The sequence below is a fragment of the Marinomonas foliarum genome (assembly GCF_003337275.1).
Lineage (GTDB): Bacteria > Pseudomonadota > Gammaproteobacteria > Pseudomonadales > Marinomonadaceae > Marinomonas > Marinomonas foliarum.
The window spans coordinates 67,604-87,681 of sequence record NZ_QPJQ01000002.1 but is presented as its reverse complement, the minus strand read 5'-3'; the positions used below and the strand labels follow the sequence as shown (position 1 = coordinate 87,681).

General features: G+C 44.3%; 19 protein-coding genes. 12 read left to right on the top strand and 7 right to left on the bottom strand.

Annotated elements, in window-relative coordinates; all coding sequences use genetic code 11:
- Positions 1-77 precede the first annotated feature (77 nt).
- The gene (locus tag DFP77_RS01435) at positions 78-656 is read left to right on the top strand and encodes a TetR/AcrR family transcriptional regulator (protein WP_114410523.1); all 579 of its coding nucleotides are present in this window, start codon (positions 78-80) and stop codon (positions 654-656) included.
- A 131-nt stretch (positions 657-787) separates the two neighbouring features.
- On the opposite strand, the gene cysQ is transcribed toward DFP77_RS01435, so the two are convergent.
- Complete coding sequence (cysQ, locus tag DFP77_RS01430) at positions 788-1,636, bottom strand: 3'(2'),5'-bisphosphate nucleotidase CysQ (protein WP_114410522.1); 849 nt, start codon at positions 1,634-1,636, stop codon at positions 788-790.
- A gap of 44 nt (positions 1,637-1,680) precedes the next feature.
- On the opposite strand from cysQ, the gene DFP77_RS01425 reads away from it, so the two are divergent.
- Complete coding sequence (locus DFP77_RS01425) at positions 1,681-2,097, top strand: RNA-binding S4 domain-containing protein (RefSeq protein WP_114410521.1); 417 nt, start codon at positions 1,681-1,683, stop codon at positions 2,095-2,097.
- Between the two features lie 40 nt (positions 2,098-2,137).
- On the opposite strand, the gene dprA is transcribed toward DFP77_RS01425, so the two are convergent.
- Positions 2,138-3,409: a DNA-processing protein DprA gene (dprA, locus tag DFP77_RS01420; RefSeq protein ID WP_114410520.1), complete on the bottom strand. Its 1,272-nt coding sequence runs from the start codon at positions 3,407-3,409 to the stop codon at positions 2,138-2,140.
- Positions 3,410-3,642: 233 nt separating this feature from the next.
- On the opposite strand from dprA, the gene def reads away from it, so the two are divergent.
- From def to gmhB, 7 genes are all read left to right on the top strand, one after another.
- The gene (gene def, locus DFP77_RS01415) at positions 3,643-4,158 is read left to right on the top strand and encodes a peptide deformylase (protein ID WP_114410519.1); all 516 of its coding nucleotides are present in this window, start codon (positions 3,643-3,645) and stop codon (positions 4,156-4,158) included.
- Between the two features lie 85 nt (positions 4,159-4,243).
- Positions 4,244-5,230 carry a methionyl-tRNA formyltransferase gene (gene fmt / locus DFP77_RS01410; protein ID WP_114410518.1) on the top strand — a complete coding sequence of 329 codons (987 nt, stop codon included), beginning with the start codon at positions 4,244-4,246 and terminating at the stop codon, positions 5,228-5,230.
- On the top strand, positions 5,227-6,573 hold the full coding sequence (rsmB, locus tag DFP77_RS01405) for a 16S rRNA (cytosine(967)-C(5))-methyltransferase RsmB (RefSeq protein ID WP_114410517.1): 1,347 nt from the start codon (positions 5,227-5,229) through the stop codon (positions 6,571-6,573). The genes fmt and rsmB overlap by 4 nt, the downstream gene beginning before the upstream one ends.
- 403 nt (positions 6,574-6,976) lie before the next feature.
- Positions 6,977-8,350, top strand: a complete 1,374-nt coding sequence (gene trkA / locus DFP77_RS01400; RefSeq protein WP_114410516.1) for a Trk system potassium transporter TrkA — start codon at positions 6,977-6,979, stop codon at positions 8,348-8,350.
- Positions 8,351-8,502: 152 nt separating this feature from the next.
- Positions 8,503-9,951, top strand: coding sequence for a TrkH family potassium uptake protein (locus tag DFP77_RS01395; protein ID WP_114410515.1), 1,449 nt, complete (start codon positions 8,503-8,505; stop codon positions 9,949-9,951).
- A gap of 30 nt (positions 9,952-9,981) precedes the next feature.
- A complete protein-coding gene (gene ybaK / locus DFP77_RS01390) occupies positions 9,982-10,455 on the top strand; it encodes a Cys-tRNA(Pro) deacylase (RefSeq protein ID WP_114410514.1) in 474 nt (157 codons plus the stop codon).
- Positions 10,456-10,510: 55 nt separating this feature from the next.
- Positions 10,511-11,068: a D-glycero-beta-D-manno-heptose 1,7-bisphosphate 7-phosphatase gene (gene gmhB, locus DFP77_RS01385; RefSeq protein WP_114410513.1), complete on the top strand. Its 558-nt coding sequence runs from the start codon at positions 10,511-10,513 to the stop codon at positions 11,066-11,068.
- A gap of 79 nt (positions 11,069-11,147) precedes the next feature.
- Here gmhB and DFP77_RS01380 read toward each other — a convergent pair whose 3' ends face one another.
- Positions 11,148-12,281, bottom strand: a complete 1,134-nt coding sequence (locus DFP77_RS01380) for an MFS transporter (RefSeq protein WP_114410512.1) — start codon at positions 12,279-12,281, stop codon at positions 11,148-11,150.
- 171 nt (positions 12,282-12,452) lie between these two features.
- On the opposite strand from DFP77_RS01380, the gene DFP77_RS01375 reads away from it, so the two are divergent.
- The 3 genes from DFP77_RS01375 (at position 12,453) to DFP77_RS01365 (ending at position 16,407) form a co-directional block, all read left to right on the top strand.
- A complete protein-coding gene (locus DFP77_RS01375; RefSeq protein ID WP_114410610.1) occupies positions 12,453-13,370 on the top strand; it encodes an AraC family transcriptional regulator in 918 nt (305 codons plus the stop codon).
- Positions 13,371-13,491: 121 nt separating this feature from the next.
- Complete coding sequence (locus DFP77_RS01370) at positions 13,492-15,630, top strand: TonB-dependent siderophore receptor (RefSeq protein ID WP_114410511.1); 2,139 nt, start codon at positions 13,492-13,494, stop codon at positions 15,628-15,630.
- Between the two features lie 33 nt (positions 15,631-15,663).
- Positions 15,664-16,407, top strand: a complete 744-nt coding sequence (locus DFP77_RS01365) for a siderophore ferric iron reductase (protein WP_114410510.1) — start codon at positions 15,664-15,666, stop codon at positions 16,405-16,407.
- Positions 16,408-16,432: 25 nt separating this feature from the next.
- Here the strand turns inward: DFP77_RS01365 and DFP77_RS01360 are convergent, their stop codons facing one another.
- The 4 genes from DFP77_RS01360 to DFP77_RS01345 are packed head-to-tail and all read right to left on the bottom strand — an operon-like array spanning position 16,433 to position 20,057.
- A complete protein-coding gene (locus DFP77_RS01360) occupies positions 16,433-17,137 on the bottom strand; it encodes a glutamine amidotransferase-related protein (protein ID WP_114410509.1) in 705 nt (234 codons plus the stop codon).
- 27 nt (positions 17,138-17,164) lie between these two features.
- On the bottom strand, positions 17,165-17,974 hold the full coding sequence (locus tag DFP77_RS01355; protein WP_114410508.1) for an ABC transporter permease subunit: 810 nt from the start codon (positions 17,972-17,974) through the stop codon (positions 17,165-17,167).
- On the bottom strand, positions 17,974-18,906 hold the full coding sequence (locus DFP77_RS01350) for an ABC transporter permease subunit (RefSeq protein ID WP_114410507.1): 933 nt from the start codon (positions 18,904-18,906) through the stop codon (positions 17,974-17,976). The genes DFP77_RS01355 and DFP77_RS01350 overlap by 1 nt, the downstream gene beginning before the upstream one ends.
- The gene (locus tag DFP77_RS01345; RefSeq protein WP_114410506.1) at positions 18,903-20,057 is read right to left on the bottom strand and encodes an ABC transporter ATP-binding protein; all 1,155 of its coding nucleotides are present in this window, start codon (positions 20,055-20,057) and stop codon (positions 18,903-18,905) included. Before DFP77_RS01345 ends, DFP77_RS01350 begins: the two co-directional genes overlap by 4 nt.
- Positions 20,058-20,078 lie beyond the last annotated feature (21 nt).

The window sequence follows — 20,078 nt, the reverse complement described above, 5'->3', positions numbered from 1 at the left end:
ATATATGATCAAGATAATATTTAGAATCCGATTTATAATCGAAGAAAGTGTCAGTCAACGAGGAGGTTTAGTTAACTATGTCTTACACGCCAAGACACAAAGAACAAACTAGACAACGAATATTACAAGCGGCAGCAAAACTATTTTGCTCCCATGGCTTTGATCGCGTCACGCTGAATCAAATTATGAAAAAAGCCAACATGACGCACGGTGCGTTCTATGCGCATTTTTCTGGTAAGAGCAGCTTATATGAAGCGGCCATGCAATTCGCTACCTCCAACGCTTTTTGGGCGAGGGACGACAAACAGACCGAAGGAAAAGAAACCCATATCAAGGCACTAGTGACTCGCTACCTTAGCTGGGGACGAAATGACAAAGAACACCCATCGCCATTGGAGTTTTTAGTCACAGACGCCGCTCACAAAGAAGAGAAAGTTCGCCAAGCCTACCAAGCGTGTTTTGATAGCCTAGTCGAACGTCTTACTGAAATCCTAAAAAAACGCGGCAACAAAGAAGCCGAATCACTAGCGGAAGAGACAGTGGTTTCATTAGTGGGAACCGTCGCCATTGCACGCTCTTTTGCGCAACCACTGCAAAACGACTTCTTAAAACGCGCCCAAGAACGCATCGTCAACCGACTCAACAGCACAGTATAAGGCTCACATAGGATTTTTTCAGTGCGGACGTTCACGATAGATCATACTGTATTTAATTATAATTTTTTCACGTGAAACAATCAGATAAGGCGTTTAGGTAAGGAATAGAGCAAGTGGAAGAAGAGTAACGCTTACTCTTCTTCCTCGTTTTCTAGATACCAGTTCATCACATACGGAGCAAGTTCAGCCCCCGATACAAAGAAGTGACCGTTGAGTAGGGTTTCTCTTTGGTTGTAACGAAAGGGCTTTCCATCCGGGGTGACGAGCATTCCGCCAGCGGCTTCGATGATGGCTTGTTGAGCGGCGGTGTCCCATTCACTGGTTGGGCCACGACGCAGATGCAAATCGGCAATGCCTTCCGCAATTCGACAGCCTTTGATTGAACTGCCTTTTGGCAACTCTCGCACTTGCTCGTAACTTTGCTTTAATTTATTTTTCAGCGAGGCGGGAAGAGCAGGGCCGTGACTTCGGCTTGTCATGGCAATGATAGGTTCGCGTGGTTCGCGAACATTGATGCTTTCGTATTCATCACCTTGCCATTTAAAGGCGCCTACTGGTAAATCTTTCCATGACTGAGTCACACCAAAATAGCCTTCAGTTGTAGTAGGTAAGTACACCACGCCAAGAATCGGCGCGCCGTTTTCAACCAAGGCAATATTAATACTGAATTCGCCATTACGCTTGATGAATTCTTTGGTACCATCTAGAGGGTCGACAATCCATAACATAGGCCATTGAGAGCGCTCTTCGTACGTTACAATGCCTTCTTCGGACAGAACTGGAATAGTAGGCGTCAATGCCTGCAAACCTGCTAGAATAACTCTGTGGGCCGCAAGATCTGCCGCAGTGACAGGACTGTCATCCGTTTTTTGTTCAATCCCTAAATCAGCACGTTGATAAATATCCATGATCGCATCAGCAGCATCGTGTATGATTTTTTGGAGAGCTTGGAAAATTGGGTGTCTACTAACGTCCTGCATAACAGCCTCAAATATGACAACAGAATAGGATCAACGCATTCTTTATGAGTAAACCAGAAAAGCAGTCGGCACCACAAGCCGTTCGTTTAGATAAGTGGCTTTGGGCTGCACGTTTTTATAAAACGCGTTCACTTTGTAAAGACGCAATCGATGGTGGCAAGGTGTCTTATAACGGCAGCAAGGGTAAAGCCAGTCGGAATGTGGAAGTTGGCGCCTTAGTTGGTATACGTCTTGGTTGGGACGAAAAGGTCGTCGAAGTCAAAGCGGTTAGCGAACAGCGCCGTGGTGCGCCAGAGGCTCAACTGTTATATGAAGAAACAGCGGCATCGATCGCAAAACGAGAAAAACGCGCTCTTGAAAACAAATCCTTCGGCGGCCGAATCATGTCCGACCATAAACCAAATAAAAAAGAGCGTCGCGATATTAAACAACTTAAGAAAGATATCTTTAGCGACATCTAACTAATAGCTCGACGCTCAAGAGAAGGTCAGTAGTGCCCGTTCAACTCCGGCAATAAAGACCTTCTCGATTTTCTACACAACCCACCAGTTCCAACTCCATTAATACCTGCATCATCAGTCCCGCATCCATTTTGGTATGGCGAATCAAAGCATCAAAATCCATCGCTTGGGCTTCTTGCTCTATTACGGCAATGACAGCTTTCGCATTATCGGATGTAGATTCCGGCAAAGGATTAAATCGGCCTGAAGAAATTCTCGGCGCAATATCAATATGTTGATTGCTACTTTGTGAATAGGGCTTTTTCTCGCTTATTTTCTCGGATAATACCGGTAGCCCAGAGCACTCAGATAAAATATCGTCCACATGACGAACTAGAGTCGCACCCTGTCGAATCAGTTGATGACAGCCCTCAGAATGCGGGTCAATCAAACGGCCGGGGAGAGCAAACACTTCTCGATTCTGCTGCACTGCATAACTGGCACTAATTAGAGAACCGCTCTTTATCGAGGCTTCTGACACTAGCACGCCCATACTTAAGCCACTAATAATTCGATTTCTAGGAGGGAACAGATGCGGCCTAGGACTAGTTGATAGTGGGTATTCACTCACTAATGCACCACCTTGCTCTAGGATTTCATTAAACATCTGGCGGTTATGGTTCGGGTAGCGATGAAATAAGCCCGTCCCCATCACTGCAATAGTCGGTGTGGTTTTGCTTTTTAACGCCCCCTGATGAGCAGCCGTATCAACACCCATTGCACCACCACTGACAACACAAATACCACAATCAGATAATTGTTCGGCAAATTGCAAGGTGATATCTCGCCCATAACGACTGCATTTACGCGCACCAACAATGCCTATTTTTGGCAGTGCCAATATTTCAGGATTACCTTCCACATAAAGAAAAGCGGGGGCAACAGTAATTTCTTTCAGTGCAGCTGGATAGAAGCCATCTTCTTGCAGCACCAAGTGGTGATTGTGACCTTCAAGCCAAGCTAACGATTCATCACGCTTGTCTTCCTGTTCCTTGTTAAGAGTCCCGGCAGAAAAATAAGCCATCGCTTCACGGGCAGTAATCTCTGGCCATTTAAGAGCAATCAGTAAATCATACGTAATTGCCTGAGTAGAACCTGCCTCATCAGATCGGTTGAACAAAGATATAGTGTCCAGTTCATCTGTCGATGAAGGCTGATCCAGTTGACTGAGGTAAGTATAAAGACGTGATAAACGAGATGGTCCTATGCCAGACAAGAAACTCAAGCATAGCCAATCGGTTTTGGACAAACCTGAGGCATTAGAAATCGACATGATAAACAGCTTCCTTGCGAATAAATCTTGAGCATTCCTTGCCCAAACAGTTAACAAAAATATTGAACCAAAAATAAATAGTATTTGGCTATTGAGGCTATTCAATCATATTGGCCAAAAAACCGCCACGAGAAGACTGCTCAATAGCCAGACTTGCGTTACAATAGACAGAATGAAAAGGGTTGGGGAGAACGTCTCCACTCATGAACAAAGACACATCGTTGGAAAAGATCATGGCTGTTTTAACTGTACTTGAATACCCAGACAAACGCTTACGCAAAGTTGCTGAACCTATTACCGAATTCACTGCTGAGCTACAAACTCAAATCGACGACATGTTAGATACCATGTACGACGAAAATGGCTTGGGCTTGGCGGCGACACAAGTGGACTATCATTACCGTCTCGTTGTAATGGATTTCTCTGAAGAACGTAACGAGCCGATCGTTTTTATAAATCCAGAGTTTGAAGTATTAGACGACGAAGCCAACGAATTTCAAGAAGGTTGTTTATCTGTCCCGGGCTTTTACGAGCACATTTATCGTGCAGCTAAAGTGCGCGTCAATGCGTTAGATCGTCACGGCAAAGCTTTCTCATTGGAAGTTGATGAGTTAATGGCCGTTTGTGTGCAACATGAAGTAGATCACCTTGATGGCAAATTGATGGTTGATTACTTGTCGCCATTAAAGCGTAACCGCATTAAAAGCAAACTAGAAAAAGCCCATAAACTGGCTCAGAAACAAGGTTAAGAAGATCACTCTTTTTAACCAATAGAACATTGATACTCGTATTATAAAATCAGGCTTTGGCCTGATTTTTTGTTAAGGAACCTTTATGTCAACCTCTCCACTTCGTATCGTTTTTGCTGGTACACCAGAATTCGCAGCGGCTAGCTTGCAAGCAGTCTTAGACTCTAAATCAGAAAAGCAATATGACATAGTCGGCGTTTATACTCAGCCAGATCGCCCAGCAGGACGCGGTCAGAAATTGGTTCAAAGCCCTGTGAAGCAACTTGCTATCGCCAACGACATTCCCGTTTATCAACCGCTAAATTTCAAGCTAGAAGAAGACAAGGCACAGCTTGCTGCATTAAATGCTGACATTATGATTGTTGCTGCCTATGGCATCATTCTTCCAAAAGTTGTCTTAGACACACCAAAGCTGGGTTGCATCAATGTTCATGCTTCTTTGCTGCCTCGCTGGCGCGGAGCAGCTCCTATCCATCGTTCGTTGATTGCTGGTGACAGCGAGACTGGCATCACCATTATGCAAATGGATGTGGGCTTAGATACGGGTGACATGCTGTTAAAAGCACACTGCGATATCAAGCCGACAGACACGTCTGCAACACTGCATGATCGCTTAGCGGTTCTGGGTGGTAGCGCATTGATTGAAGCCCTAGAGAAACTGAAAGCAGGCACATTGATTTCAGAGCAGCAAGACGAAAACCTTACTTGCTACGCAGCCAAGTTAACCAAACAAGAAGGTGAGGTGAACTGGGCATCTACGGCAGAATTGATCGAACGCCAAATTCGTGGTCTGTCACCATGGCCTGTAGCCTATACAAATAGCCTTGCAGGAGTGATGAAAATCCATGCCGCACACATTGCCAGCGTTAACGATGAAGCGTCCAAGCCAGGTGATATCTTAGTCGTTAGCAAAGAGGGAGTTATTGTTGCAACAGGGCAAGGATCTATCTTAATTTCTGAAATCCAATTTGCTGGCGGCAAGCGAATGAAAGTTCAGGACGCACTTAATGGCAAACACAAAACAGCCCTAGAAATTGGGCAACGCCTAGGCCTACACGAGCAAGTAGCATGAATAAAACTAACAGCACACCATCCATCCAGCACAGTGCGCGACAAGTTGCGATAGAGGTCATCACCAACATTTTGCTTCAGCAAGGTTCACTTAGCACTCAGCTTGCTCGACGCCAAGCCGATGTCGCTAGCGAACACATTCCCTTGTTAAAAGAATTATGCTTCGGCGTTTGTCGTCAGTACCCAAAGCTAAACAGTATCGCCTTGCATTTATTGGCTCACCCTTTCGAAGAAAAGGACACAGATCTTTATGCTGCCTTACTTTTAGGTCTTTACCAATTAAGCTATATGAATACGCCAGATCATGCGGCCGTTCATGAAACCGTAGAGTCGTGCCGACTGCTTAAAAAAGACTGGGCAACCAAATTAATAAACGCCGTTTTGCGACGTTACCAACGCGAAGCTGATGAAATTATTATGAACCTTGAGTCAACGCCATCCGTTGAATACAATCAGCCCAAATGGCTACTTAAGCGATTCATTAAACATTGGCCAGAACAGTTTGAAGAAATTGTTGATGCTAGTAACACACATCCACCAATGTGCATTCGAGTTAATGAAAGCCGAGTTTCACGTGAAACATATCAAGAGCAGCTTAACGAATTAGGCATAAAATCCAGCACGGGAGACTTTTCTACCTCAGCTCTGTACCTCAAAAATGCAGTACGAGTTGGAGAGTTACCTAATTTCGAGGAAGGTTTTGTAAGTGTGCAAGATGAAGCGGCCCAATTGTCAGCGCACATTTTGAACCCTAAAGCAGGAGAAAAAATATTAGACGCTTGTGCAGCACCAGGAGGTAAAACCGGACACCTACTAGAAAAAGGCAATAGTATCGACCTAACTGCCGTTGAGCTAGAACCTTGGCGTATGGAGAAAATTGAGTCTAACATTCAGCGCCTAGGCTATAACGCACATTTGATTTGCGCCGATGCTGGTGAAATAGAATCATGGTGGGACGGTGAACATTTCGACAAGATACTGCTAGACGTTCCTTGCTCAGCAACTGGTGTTATTCGTCGGAATCCAGACATCAAAATCAATCGTAAGCCAGCAGATATCGATGAGCTTGTTCTTATTCAGCGAGAAATCCTTAGTAGGGTTTGGACCACGCTAAAATCAGGCGGCTACATGTTATATGCAACCTGTTCTTTAATGCCTGAAGAGAATGAGCAACAGATACAATATCTTCTTGAGAATCAAGCTGACGCAAAAGAAGTTGCGATAAATACCTTAGCGTCTGAATTTAAGTTAGAGTGGGGCATTCCCGTTAGCCACGGTAGACAATTATTCCCAGCCATTGAAGGTCACGATGGTTTCTATTATTGCCTACTCCAGAAATCCTAGCTCCTAGCCGCATATGGGCACAGTCAAGTTATTGAGATAATGAAGGTTTTATTAATAAGTTCAGTAAAATGTTTCACATGGAACACAGTTTACTGAGCTTTTTTCTCTCTGTATCCATGGAAAAATAGAGCCCAATCCTTGAGATTCAAAAAGCATAATGTCCTTACTTATATTTTCGCCATTTGATTACTTTAACACTAGCCAAAAACAATCCTTAAAAACCATCAACAGCTAAGCCATAGAATCAAGAAAATTAATTACGACTATTTAGCAACTTCAAGTTAAATAATGATCTTTATGTGGGTAAACTTGTACAACTGAATTCGAGTAAAAAGTACACTCTGGCAATCAGTCTCGAGCTCACAACAAACAACGCTTTCTCTAAGGTGCATAAAGGCAAACTATGAAAATCATCATAATAGGTGCGGGCCAGGTCGGCGCGACACTTGCTGAAAACTTAGCAAGTGAAGATAACGATATTACCGTCATTGATACAGATCTAACCCGCCTTAGAGAGCTGCAAGACCGTCTCGACATACAAACGGTTGAGGGTAGTGGTTCGCACCCTGATGTATTAAACCAAGCTGGCTGTAATGACGCAGACATGCTGATTGCAGTAAGCAACCAAGACGAAACAAATATGATTGCTTGTCAGGTTGCTCATACGCTATTTAAAACGCCAACTAAAATTGGGCGTGTTCGCTCAAGTGCCTATGCTCATTACCCAGAATTGTTTGCTGACGCAGCCATCCCAATGGATGTTCGAATCAGCCCAGAAAAAGAAGTAACGAAACATCTAAGCCGACTTATCCGTTATCCTGGTGCGTTACAAGTAATGGAGTTCGCAGAAGGTAAAGTTCAATTGGTGGTGGTGAAAGCAGAAAAGGGCGGTCCACTCATCGACCAGCCTATAAGCTTTTTGAAAGAACACATGCCGTCCATTCAAACTCGTATAGCAGCCATTTATCGTGATGGTAAATCTATTTCTCCTGACGGCAACACACATATTCACGCCAACGACGAAGTTTTCTTTCTTACCGCTCAACGTGACGTATTGGATGTGATGAGTGAATTGCGCCCTTTGGATGTTCCTTATCGACGCATCATCATCGCTGGCGGCGGTAATATTGGTGAGCGTTTAGCGCAGAGTTTGGAAAAAGAGTACCGCGTTAAAATCATTGAACGGGACCCTGAGCGTTGCCGTTATTTATCTGAGACATTGGACAACACCATAGTGCTCAACGGCGATGCGTCTAAGCAGGAATTACTGCTTGAAGAAAACATCGAATCCACCGATGTATTCTGTGCCTTAACCAATAATGACGAAGCCAACATTATGTCTTCTATGTTGGCAAAAGTACTTGGCGTTCGCACCGTTATGACCATCATCAATAACCCTGCGTACGTCGACATCGTTCAAGAAGGCATGATCGACATTGCGATTTCGCCCCAACAAACCACCATCAGTTCGCTGCTAAGTTATATACGACGTGGAGATGTGGTGAATGTTCACTCGATGCGTAAAGGTGCTGCGGAAGCATTAGAAGCGGTTGCTCATGGCGATTATCGTTCTTCGAAAGTGGTTGGCCGCAGCATTGCCAATTTGAATTTACCTGAAGGGGCGACCATTGGAGCCATCGTTCGTGAAGAAGATTTGATCGTCGCCACCAGTGAGTTAGTAATTCAGGCAGAAGATCACGTCATAATCTTCGTAACCAACAAGAAGCAAATACCCGCTGTGGAGCAACTATTCCAAGTGGGGCTGACTTTCTTCTAGCCGAACTTATAGCGGTAACACTTCAATGGTTATGGCTTTTACAAGACGTTTATGAGAAATACAGTAAAACAGACAAGAGACCGAACAAGGGTTTCATCAGAATTTTAACGCAGACCTGACGACACAAAATTGTCAGGCTCTAGGAAGCAAGTATGCATTTTAGTGTTATTTTACGAGTCATCGGATTATTGGTTATGGTATTCAGTGTGTCACTGATTCCGCCAATCATTGTCTCTTTGATTTATTCTGATGGCGCGCTAAATGCGTTTCTTTATGCGTTAGGCATCAACTTAATCGGCGGCTTTTTACTCTGGTTTCCAGTTCGTAATGAACGTGGCGAATTAAAAATTCGTGATGGTTTCTTAGTAACGGTATTGTTTTGGACGGTATTGGGCTTATTCGGTTCGGTGCCGTTCTTCTTAGCGGAAACACCAGACTTAAGCTTTACCGATGCGCTGTTCGAGTCGATTTCAGGACTCACCACCACAGGGGCTACTATTCTCATCGGCATCGATGCTTTGCCTCAGTCTATACTGTTCTATCGACAGCTACTTACTTGGTTAGGCGGTATGGGTATCATCGTATTGGCCGTTGCCATTATGCCAATGCTGGGTATCGGTGGTATGCAGTTGTATCGGGCTGAAACGCCTGGGCCAGTTAAAGACACCAAGCTCACGCCTCGTATTGCCGAAACAGCAAAAGCGCTTTGGTACATTTATGCGACCTTAACCAGCGTTTGTGCTTTGGGTTATTGGATTGCAGGAATGAGCTTATTCGATGCCATTTGCCATAGTTTTTCGACGGTCGCGATAGGCGGTTTCTCAACTCATGATGAGAGTATCGGTTACTTCAATAGTGTCGCTATCGAAATGATTTGTACCTTTTTTATGATTGTCTCAGCATTCAACTTCGCACTGCATTTCTACGCTTGGCGTCACAAAAGTGTATGGCATTATTTTAAAGATCCTGAAGCACGTTTCTTTTTATTGATACTGTCTTGTACGGTTATTTTGTCGACTCTCGTGCTTGCCATGACATCGACTTACGATTGGAGTACATCGATTCGCTATGCGGTATTCGAGAGTGTTTCCATCGCAACGACATCCGGCTTTGGCACATCGGACTTCGCTAGCTGGCCGCATTTCTTGCCTTTCTTATTGATCGTCACCTCGTTTGTCGGTGGCTGTGCCAGTTCGACAGGTGGCGGCATGAAGGTGATTCGTATCCTATTAATCCTCAAACAAGGTATTCGGGAAATCAAACGATTGATTCACCCAAATGCGGTCATTCCGGTTAAGGTTGGCGGTAAGGCAATCAATGAGCGAGTCGTTTCTGCAGTATGGGGCTTCTTCTCAGCCTACTTGCTAGTTTACGTGATACTGATGATTGGTCTAATGGCAACAGGATTGGATCAAGTTACGGCTTGGTCTGCCGTTGCAGCAACGCTGAATAACCTAGGTCCGGGCTTAGGCGACGTCGCTTCTAGCTTTACAAATGTCAGTGATCCTGCAAAATGGATGCTGTGTTTTTCTATGTTATTGGGTCGTTTGGAAGTCTTTACCTTGTTGGTATTGTTCACTCCAATGTTTTGGCAAAAATAGAAAGCAATAAATGTTAGAAGGATTAAGACAGTGACACCGGCGATTAACCAACTTAAAAAACAGAAGATTGCGTTTAGTATTCACGAATACGAACATGATCCACAGTGCTCTAATTTTGGAGAAGAGGCGGCAGAAAAACTGAACCTTGATCCTGCTTGCGTGTTCAAAACACTGCTTGTTACCGATGACAAAAACACCTTCGTCACCATTGTTCCAGTAACGGGTACTTTGAATTTAAAACGCGCCGCCAGTGCACTAGGCGTAAAAAAATTGCATATGGCAGACGTTAAAGGTGCCGAGCGCCTTACCGGTTATTTGGTGGGGGGTATCAGCCCAATAGGGCAAAAGAAAAGCCTGGTCACTTGTATCGATGAAAGCGCCCAAGCTTTTGAAAAAATCTATGTTAGCGGAGGACAACGAGGATTAGAGATCGGCCTTGCACCAAACGACCTTAGCCTCGCTTGTCGAAATACCACTTTCGCAGCGATTGGCGAAACCAAATAGCAGCGAAAATTCCACTGCCAATCATATAACTCAATTCAAAAAGGCATTTCTCCCCATGACGCAAATTAAACCTATTATTCTGTTAGACCGAGATGGCGTCATTAACCAAGACTCAGATGCTTATGTGAAATCAGTAGAAGAATGGCTGCCCATTCCAGGCAGTATCAAATCCATCGCTGCACTTTCCAAAGCGGGCTTTAAAGTCTTTGTGGTGACGAACCAATCAGGCATTGCTCGCGGATATTATGACGAAGTCACTCTGCAAGCCATGCATGATAAAATGACAACACTGGTAGAAGCAGAGGGCGGCAAAATAGACGGCATTCAATATTGCCCCCATGGACCTGATGATGTCTGCAACTGCCGCAAGCCCAAAAGCGGCATGATTGAAGCGATTGAAGCAGAACTTGGCTTGTCTTTTGAAGATCACCCAGCAATCATGGTTGGAGACTCTCTACGAGACCTTCAGGCAGGAAATGCGTGTGGTTGTTCATCAGTATTGGTGTTAACAGGAAAAGGCCGTGAGACGCAGTACAAGACGATAGACTTCCCATTCAATGTCTATACTGATCTTGCCGCATTCACCATAGCGACGTTACACAAATACAGCTAAGCGAAATTGAGCATTCATAACTAAGAAGCAGAATGTTAGTGACTATTTACTAACATTCTGCTTCCTTATGTTTATGGCTCTAGCGGCCTCGAGTCATCACAGCCAACCTCTGCCAACTCAAGGTAACTAACACCACCAAAGCTAATAACAGATAGGGAAACGCTGAGGCGCTAAATGCTTCAAGAATTGGCCCAGTTAAAGACGGAGCCACCAGCGCACCCAATCCACAACACACAAAAACATAGCCTGTGCGTTTGCCGTTAAGTGCCATAATGCTGTTGCCAAAGGAAAACAGCATAGGGAAAAAAGCAGAGCAACCCAATCCTAACCACAAGGCGATAAACACCAGCGATACATCAGAGAAAATCATCATCAGGCTTCCAGTTAAACTCACTAGCAGCAAACCGTAAATACCTTGCCCTGGGGTAATAAATCGCAATAAGAATACCGAAAATAAACGTCCTAGAGATAAGCTAACAAAAAACCAGGTCACTAAAATTGCCGCAGTGTTTTGATCCTCTCCAGACAGAATTGCATACGTACTGATCCAACCAGCGATGGTAATTTCAAATCCCACATACAAAAACATGACTGTCAGAAACGCCAAGAAAGTGGCTTTTTGTTTTGTTTCAGGAACGACTTCACTGGCTCGAACTTCGAAAGTTGGGCTCGGTTGTTTCCATAAAAACAAAGGCAACAACAAAGCGTATATGGCAATCATCCAATAACCCGCGCCATAAGTTTGTCCTGTCGCCCATTGAGCAAAGACCAGAATCAACGGAGCTAACATAGCGCCAGCACTATGGCATAAATGCAAAATGGTCACATAAGAGCCCACTTTATCTTTGTGCAGCCACAGCATCATCATATTGCCACCAGCGTTAGCAGACACTTCTGTGGCGCCAAGCAAGAAAAACAATACCACCAACATCGACAAACTGGTTGAGAAGGGCACTAAAAGCAAACCGACGATCATCAGCAACAGCATGAGAATCAGATAGTGATGACCCTGCCAGCGGTCAAACATTCGGCCTGCCAATAGAGCGCCAAGAATATTGCCGATTGCTCGGGCACTAAACACTATGGATATTTCAGCTACCGAGGCATCGATCAAATCCGCCAAGTAAATCAAACTCGGCCCAAGTACGCCGGCCACCGCACCAACCGCAATAAACATGGCGCAATAAAGCGCAGTACGAGCTATTTCCTTCATCGGGGAAAATCCATTACTGACATTATTTTGAACGATATAAGATGAGTTGGATTTAATCATGCAACTTGATTAATTAATAGCCTCGAGAAAGGGAATAATAAATAGCTTTAGAAGAAGTTGGCTTTTGAAACCGATTAAATGATAATGGTTATTATTTGAGTAATGGCAGCCATGACATATCAAAACAGACTCACTCGCATAGAAAAGGTTTTAGACTACATCCATGAAAATCTGGAGGAGTCGATCCATGTCACAAACTTAGCTGAAAAAAGCTGCTGGTCAAGGTGGCAGTTTCAACGCGTTTTTGGGCAAGCGACAGGCCTTACCGTTGCCCAGTACATTAGGGAATTACGTTTAAGCAAAGCTGCCGAACTGTTGCTATCGAGTAAAACTAGACACGTAGATATTGCAATACAATGTGGTTTTGACTCAGAAATAAGCTTCTCTCGGGCTTTTAAACAAATGTTCAACTGTACCCCAAGAGATTATCGCCAACGTGGGAAGCGTCATGGATTACGTACTCCACTACAATACAGACGCCCCAATAAAACCAAAACAGAGACACTACAGTCCTTCACACAAATACGCATTGAAAGCCACGATGCCTTTCAAGTTCAAGGTAAATGCGATTGGATTCGAGGATTACTGTCTTCTACCCCTGATTTTTCAGAACGAGTTCCACAGCTTTGGTCTACAGTCATGGCTGAAATAGAAGACATAAAGAAAGGCGCTCGGCCCATTGGTATCATTGACACTCAAGATCATCTCCAACATCCAGATCAAATGCTGTATTGGGCAGGGTACTTAGAACCAATCAACACATCATCCCCAACCACGTTTAATGGTGCCAAGCCATTTCATACCACATTAGATATGGTGAAGGTGCCACTTCAAGAATACGCGGTGATTCCGGTACATGGAAAAGCTACTGCTATTGAAAAAGCATTAGAGTGGTTTATCTTCCAATGGTTGCCTGAATCTCATTATTACGGTGTGCAAGGCTATGAATTAGAAATTTACGAGCCTGATTATGACCCAAACAATCCGCAGAGTTACATGGAGTATTGGCTACCAATCAAACCAAGGTAATTTTCAACCGATACTTTCTCCCACTAATTGAAGATGCACCAAAAGGTTAAGTTTTATATTTTCAATAAAAATAGAATGAGATTCATTATCAATATTGTTTTATTCTATTCTCGGAGTTAACATGAAACTGTCTGTGCATTTACAACTCTCGTTGCTTACCTTAGTAACGACTTCAGCGTCGCCTTTATCTCTTGCAGCAAACGTATCAGAGACAAGTGACACAAGGCTAGAAGGTCAATTAGACGCTCTTGTGGTGACAGGACAGACATATCGTAATACCGCAACTAAAACCCAATTAGACACAGAAGAAACACCACAAGCGATTTCAGTGATAGATCAAAACGCATTACAGCAAAGAGGTACAGAAACGGTGGCAGAAGCCGTTCGCTATGCCTCTGGTATTAACACCGAATTACGTGGCGGCGCAGTGACTCGATTAGATTTTTTCAATATTCGAGGCTTCAAGAACGACAAGGCCTACTATGATGGACTGCAACTACTTTATAACGACTGGAATCTACAGCCACAAATCGACATGGCTGCTGTAGAACAAGTGGAAGTCTTCAAAGGCCCAACTTCAACTCTGTATGGCGCTATGCCTCCTGGAGGCATGGTAAACCTAATCAGTAAAGTACCGCAGTCAGACAGCCAACATAGTGTGGAATTAACATTAGGCAGCGACAGTAAACGCGAAACACAGATCGATAGCACTGGCGCCATTAACGATAAACTCAACTATCGTGTCGTGGGCCTATTTCGCCAAAAAGATGGGCAAGCCGTTACCTCAGAAGAAGAGCGCATCATGATAGCGCCTTCTATTGATTGGAAGATCAGTGATGACACTATGCTTAACCTCAATATGTATTACCAACAGGACCCCAAAATGGGCGTCTATTCCTCCTTGCCATCGAAAGGCACTGTCTATAACAGTATTAATGGAAAGCTGCCTTCTGATGCCTATTCAGGTGATACGAACTGGGAAACTTATGACAGAGATGTGCTATTGCTGGGTTATAAACTCGATCACAACATCAATAATACTTGGCGTTTTTTACAAAATGCTCGTTTCACCACAGCAAAAGCCTACCAAGAAAACACCTATTCTTCTTCGCTAGACAGCGATGAAAGAACCTTAAACCGTCGCGCCTATCTCACAGACGAAAAATCCGAAGGCATCAATATAGACAGCCAATTTTCTGGATTATTTGACATTGGCAATGCCGAGCACAATATTTTGGTCGGTTTAGATTACCTAAAGCTTAAGTCAAACGTGATCTACGAAGATGCTTTGGCGCCTAGCATCGATCTATATAACCCAGATCACGAGCAGATTATTAGAGATAACCTAAACTTTGCAGGGTCAGGCTACAGCAGTGATTTCACAATCGACAAAGAACAAACAGGCATGTATCTGCAAGATCAAATACGTCTTGATCAATGGGTACTGATTGCTGGTGGCCGCTACGATCAATTCAAAGCGACTGAAAAGGGCAGAAAATACGGCGCGACAACCAATACCAAGGTCGATCAAAGCCAATTTAGTGGCCGAGCCGGCGCTCTATACGAGTTTGCTAATGGCATAGCGCCATTTGTTAGCTACGCGCAAAGCTTCGAACCTATCACTGGCGCAGACCGAAATGGTAAAACGTTTGATACCTCCACAGCCGAACAATGGGAAGCAGGGCTAAAATACAAAAGACGAAACATCACCGCCAGTGCAACGGCGTTTGAAATCGTCAAAAGTAAGGTGCTCACTCGTGATCCGAATGGTTCTGCGTACGACAAAATTCAAGTAGGAGAAATGCGCTCTCGTGGTATAGAGCTTGAATTACAGCAAGCACTTACATCCGATATCAGCCTAAAAGCCGCCTATACGCTGCAAGATGTAGAAGTAACCAAAGATAACAGCGGTATAGAAGGTAACACACCAGTTTGGGTGCCTAAAAAGCAATTCAATACTTGGTTAACCTATGCACCAACAGAAGGAAAATTAGCTGGCGCATCATTTGGGGCCGGCGCTCGTTATGTTGGTCAAATGCAGCTCGACGCAGCAAATTCGAACACCGTACCGTCTTACACCTTGGTCGATTTATCCATAGGTTACGACTTAGCTATGCTGTCTAAGCAATGGCAAGGCGCCAGCGTGAGATTTTCCATGAGTAACGTATTTGATGAAACCTATTACAGCTGCTACGACGAATCTAACTGCTGGTTCGGCGACGAAAGAGCCTTCGAAGTCAGCGCCCGCTATGAATTTTAGATATCACATAGCAAAACTGAGAGGTAAAGAAACATGGAAAGGCTTATAGACCGTCTTTTCACCACTGCCAGATCTTATATTGCCGTACTGGACGGAGAAGAAAGTGTCTCTAATGAGAAGCAAAACACAACCAATGTGTCTGCCAAAAATCCAGAACACGCACTGCAAGTTTTGCATAGCACATTACAAGAGGCGCACCCAGAAACGGGTGCGCCTTATTGGCGTATAAGATCTTGGGGATTAGTCTGTTGGCAGCCGATTTATTTGGCAATGATTTGCGTCTATCAGCTTAAAGCTGTGCCTATAAGCTTACAAGACTTAGAGCAAAAGCAAAACGGTGAGATGATCGCGGGGTATTTTTTACAGGATGGAATATGGCAGGAGGGAAGTCAGGAGGTTCTGATAAATAGCATTTGTGAACAGCTAACGGTTCTTTTTCAGTCATTTGAAAACGCGCATGTTAATGCCTTTGGCGGAAGACCTGCTCTTTACAAAGGCTTGCTGGCCGATCAGGTAATGAGTGCATTGATCGCCATAGGTAACTTGCTACCTATTGATCAGAAATTCAATCTTGAGCAGAATTTTCGAGATTGGGCAGAAGCGATGAATTTACCCTTGAAACCGCTTGCTGGACTACGCCGACAAGAAAAAGATTCGCCTATTTTTGTTCGTCACACGTGCTGCTTACACTTCCGTCGTGATGGCGGAGAGCTCTGCGTGAACTGTCCAAGACTGCACACAAGAAGTGCCAAACAAAAGCAACTTATTAGCCATTAGCCGCTAACAAGTTGCTTAAAGCCCATTAACCTTTTAAAAACTGTCCTACCCAAGCCATGAGCTGCTGATTATCTATCGACTCATCAGCAACCGTTTGGCGCGCTTTCGCAGCGACGTCAGGAGTCAATGTCACACCATCATATAAGTCGATCAATTCGTTTTCATAAGCCTTTGAAAATTCAGGATGACCTTGGAACGTCAAAATACGATCCTCATAAATGAGCCCAGCATACTGGCAGAAATCACTACTCAAAAAACTCGTCATTTTTTCTGGTTTTTCCAATACTTGGTCTTGGTGAAAAGCACAAAAAGCGATGTTTTTCTGAGTTAGAGGCAACTTAACATTATCCATAACTTGGTAATGATGAACTCCCACACCCCAACCACCATCAAATTTAGCGACGCGACCACCTAGTGCTCGTGCGATGACTTGGTGACCAAAACAAATGCCGACCAACACTTGGCTTTTGGCATCCACTGCACGTATGAACTCACACAAGCGGATAATCCAAGGCTCATCAGCATACGCATCCGCTTTAGAACCAGTAATCAGCCAAGCATCACACTTATCCGTACTGTCTGGAAATTCATCCAAACGAACGTCAAATATTTCAAATGACAACTCAGGCTCTAATGCGGCAATTTGCTCAGCAAACATTTCCGCATATGTAGGGTACTTAGAGCGCAATACATCGGGCGTAATGCCCGCTGCGAGAATTCCTATCTTCATTAAATACTTACCTCAAGAACACAACGGTTAAGGGTTTTGGAATCGGTTTTGACGGCGCATGATAAAAATAGCGGCAATCACGGCAACAGAAACCACCAATATCATCAATGTGGCTAGCGCATTTATCTCTGGCGTAACGCCAAGTCGAACTTTAGAGAAAATCACCATAGGTAAAGTGGAATTACCAGGACCAGAAACAAAGCTAGCAATAACCAAATCATCCAACGATAACGTAAAGGACAACAACCAACCCGATAATATCGCTGGTGAAATCAATGGCAAGGTAATCAAGAAAAACAACGACACCGGCTTAGCACCTAAATCCATTGCGGCTTCTTCCAAAGTCTCGTCCAGCGAAGACAAGCGCGATTGAACCACTACAGCGACGTACGCCAAACAAAAAGTCGTATGCGCGATGACAATCGTAGTAGTGCCTCGGCCGGCGGGCCAACCAAACATACTTTCCATCGCCACAAACAACAGCAACAATGACAAGCCGGTAATTACCTCTGGCATCACCAAAGGGGCAGTTACCCAGCCCGCCATCATGGTTTTGCCTCGAAATTTACCCATCCGACTCAATACAAAACCCGCTAACGTGCCCAATATGGATGCCAAGGTCGCACTGATGAAAGCAATTTTTAAACTCACCCACGCTGCGTTCATAATCTGCTCATTTTGAAACAGCTCTACGTACCATTTGAGTGACCACCCACCCCATACTGTCACCAGTTTAGATTCGTTAAAGCTGTAAATGATCAAGGCAACAATGGGTGCGTACAAAAACAAAAAGCCGAAGCCAGCACTAAGCTTCAGAGCTAAAGAATGATTTTTCATTACAGAGCCTCCTTGTTGCCATTACGCATAAACATAATAGGGCCCACCAAGACAATCAGCATAATGATCGCCACAGCAGACGCTAAAGGCCAATCTCGGTTTAAAAAGAATTCATCCCATAGAACTCGACCGATCATCAACGTGTCTGAACCACCCAATAACGAAGGTATAACAAACTCACCTACCGCAGGAATAAACACCAACAAACAACCAGCAATGATGCCGGGTTTCGCCAATGGTAAAGTGACAGAACAAAATGCTCGCCATGGCTTAGCACCTAGATCTTTCGCAGCTTCAATCAAGCTCATATCCATTTTTTCTAGTGTGGTATAAAGCGGCAGAATCATAAACGGCAGATAGGTGTAAACAATGCCAATATACACAGCCACATCCGTTTGTAAGATTTGCAATGGCTGATCAATCAAGCCTAAAGACATCAAAGTGTCGTTGACCAAACCATTTTTTTTCAACAGCGACATCCAAGCATAAACGCGCAATAAAAATGACGTCCAGAAAGGCAAAATAACCAAGGATAACAATATTGTACGTGCCATCGAACCACTACGAGCGATAAGGTAAGCAATCGGAAAGCCAATAATTAAAGTGAAAAAAGTCGACACTGCAGCAATGCGCAAAGAGCTTAAATAGGCGTCTAAGTAAAAACGTGATTCAAACAAAAACAAATAATTGCCAAAGGTGACTTTTAACGTCGCGTAGGCGTTGTTTGGATCCCATTCCAATAAAGGAGAATAGGGAGGCACCGCAATCATTGCCTCCGAAAGCGATATTTTAAACACCACCAGAAAAGGGATAAAGAAGAACGCCGCCAACCACAACATTGGCATTAGAATGACAAACCAGCGCCCCAAGCGAATTGTTTGCAAACGCTGCAACAGCGTCAGCTGTGTTGTATTGGTAGATGCGTTTATCATGATGTTAGTACCACGCTGCTGTCAGCATCCCAAGAAAGGTATACATGATCATCCCATGTTAGACGCTCACCGGTATCTCGGTGGGAATTGGGTTGTGTGATACGAACTTCTTTACCTGACAGCAAACGCACTTTGTAGATAGACTGGCTCCCCATGTACGCCACTTCCGTAATTACCCCTTCTGCGGAGTTATTTTGCGCACTGGATGGCTCGCGCGCTATACGCATTTTTTCAGGTCGAATGGCTACATTTACCAATTGATTAGGCGCGCAACTGATGCCGTGATCCAAAGCGATAAGGCCATTGGTGTCATCACATTGAATCGCCGCACTGTCACGCTCATCCGACACCACAGTGCCCCTAAACAAATTCACGTTACCAATGAACTCAGCAACAAAACGATTATTTGGGTATTCGTACACTTCGTGAGGTTCGGCGGTTTGGACAATTTCACCATTATTCATCACACCAATGCGCGTTGCTAGCGTCATCGCTTCTTCTTGGTCATGTGTTACCACTACAAAGGTGATACCAAGTTCATCTTGTAATCGCATCAATTCGAATTGTGTTTCTTCGCGCAGTTTTTTGTCTAACGCGCCCAAAGGCTCGTCTAACAAAAGCAATTTGGGACGTTTCACCAAAGAACGCGCTAACGCTACACGCTGACGCTGACCACCAGATAACATATGTGGTTTACGGCGAGCAAGATGACCCATCTGGACCATTTCCAAAATATCGGCCACACGCTGTTTTACTTCACGGCTTGGCAAACCTTCACGTTTTAAACCAAATGCTACGTTTGCTTCGACGGTCAAATGCGGGAACAAAGCATAAGACTGGAACATCATATTAACTGGGCGCTCCCATGGCGGAACATTCGACATGTCCACACCGTCAATGATGATGCTACCCGACGTAGGAGATTCAAAACCCGCTAACATGCGCAATAACGTACTTTTACCCGACCCCGACCCACCCAACAGACAGAAGAGTTCATTTTTATAAATATCCAGAGAAACATTATTCACAGCAGTGAAGTCTCCGAACGTTTTATTGATTTGCTCAATGCGAACAAAAGGCTCAGCGTCTTTTTGACGCCAAGTTGGCATCGTTTGAGTAGTAACGATGGGAGAAACAGAAGACACAGACATAAAACACACCAGTCAGCATGA

Excerpts from the sequence above, each read along its gene's own strand:
- DFP77_RS01435 (WP_114410523.1), top strand. The coding sequence starts at position 78 with ATGTCTTACACGCCAAGACACAAAGAACAAACTAGACAACGAATATTA.
- cysQ (WP_114410522.1), bottom strand. The coding sequence starts at position 1,636 with ATGCAGGACGTTAGTAGACACCCAATTTTCCAAGCTCTCCAAAAAATC.
- DFP77_RS01425 (WP_114410521.1), top strand. The coding sequence starts at position 1,681 with ATGAGTAAACCAGAAAAGCAGTCGGCACCACAAGCCGTTCGTTTAGAT.
- dprA (WP_114410520.1), bottom strand. The coding sequence starts at position 3,409 with ATGTCGATTTCTAATGCCTCAGGTTTGTCCAAAACCGATTGGCTATGC.
- def (WP_114410519.1), top strand. The coding sequence starts at position 3,643 with ATGGCTGTTTTAACTGTACTTGAATACCCAGACAAACGCTTACGCAAA.
- fmt (WP_114410518.1), top strand. The coding sequence starts at position 4,244 with ATGTCAACCTCTCCACTTCGTATCGTTTTTGCTGGTACACCAGAATTC.
- rsmB (WP_114410517.1), top strand. The coding sequence starts at position 5,227 with ATGAATAAAACTAACAGCACACCATCCATCCAGCACAGTGCGCGACAA.
- trkA (WP_114410516.1), top strand. The coding sequence starts at position 6,977 with ATGAAAATCATCATAATAGGTGCGGGCCAGGTCGGCGCGACACTTGCT.
- DFP77_RS01395 (WP_114410515.1), top strand. The coding sequence starts at position 8,503 with ATGCATTTTAGTGTTATTTTACGAGTCATCGGATTATTGGTTATGGTA.
- gmhB (WP_114410513.1), top strand. The coding sequence starts at position 10,511 with ATGACGCAAATTAAACCTATTATTCTGTTAGACCGAGATGGCGTCATT.
- DFP77_RS01380 (WP_114410512.1), bottom strand. The coding sequence starts at position 12,281 with ATGAAGGAAATAGCTCGTACTGCGCTTTATTGCGCCATGTTTATTGCG.
- DFP77_RS01375 (WP_114410610.1), top strand. The coding sequence starts at position 12,453 with ATGACATATCAAAACAGACTCACTCGCATAGAAAAGGTTTTAGACTAC.
- DFP77_RS01370 (WP_114410511.1), top strand. The coding sequence starts at position 13,492 with ATGAAACTGTCTGTGCATTTACAACTCTCGTTGCTTACCTTAGTAACG.
- DFP77_RS01365 (WP_114410510.1), top strand. The coding sequence starts at position 15,664 with ATGGAAAGGCTTATAGACCGTCTTTTCACCACTGCCAGATCTTATATT.
- DFP77_RS01360 (WP_114410509.1), bottom strand. The coding sequence starts at position 17,137 with ATGAAGATAGGAATTCTCGCAGCGGGCATTACGCCCGATGTATTGCGC.
- DFP77_RS01355 (WP_114410508.1), bottom strand. The coding sequence starts at position 17,974 with ATGAAAAATCATTCTTTAGCTCTGAAGCTTAGTGCTGGCTTCGGCTTT.
- DFP77_RS01350 (WP_114410507.1), bottom strand. The coding sequence starts at position 18,906 with ATGATAAACGCATCTACCAATACAACACAGCTGACGCTGTTGCAGCGT.
- DFP77_RS01345 (WP_114410506.1), bottom strand. The coding sequence starts at position 20,057 with ATGTCTGTGTCTTCTGTTTCTCCCATCGTTACTACTCAAACGATGCCA.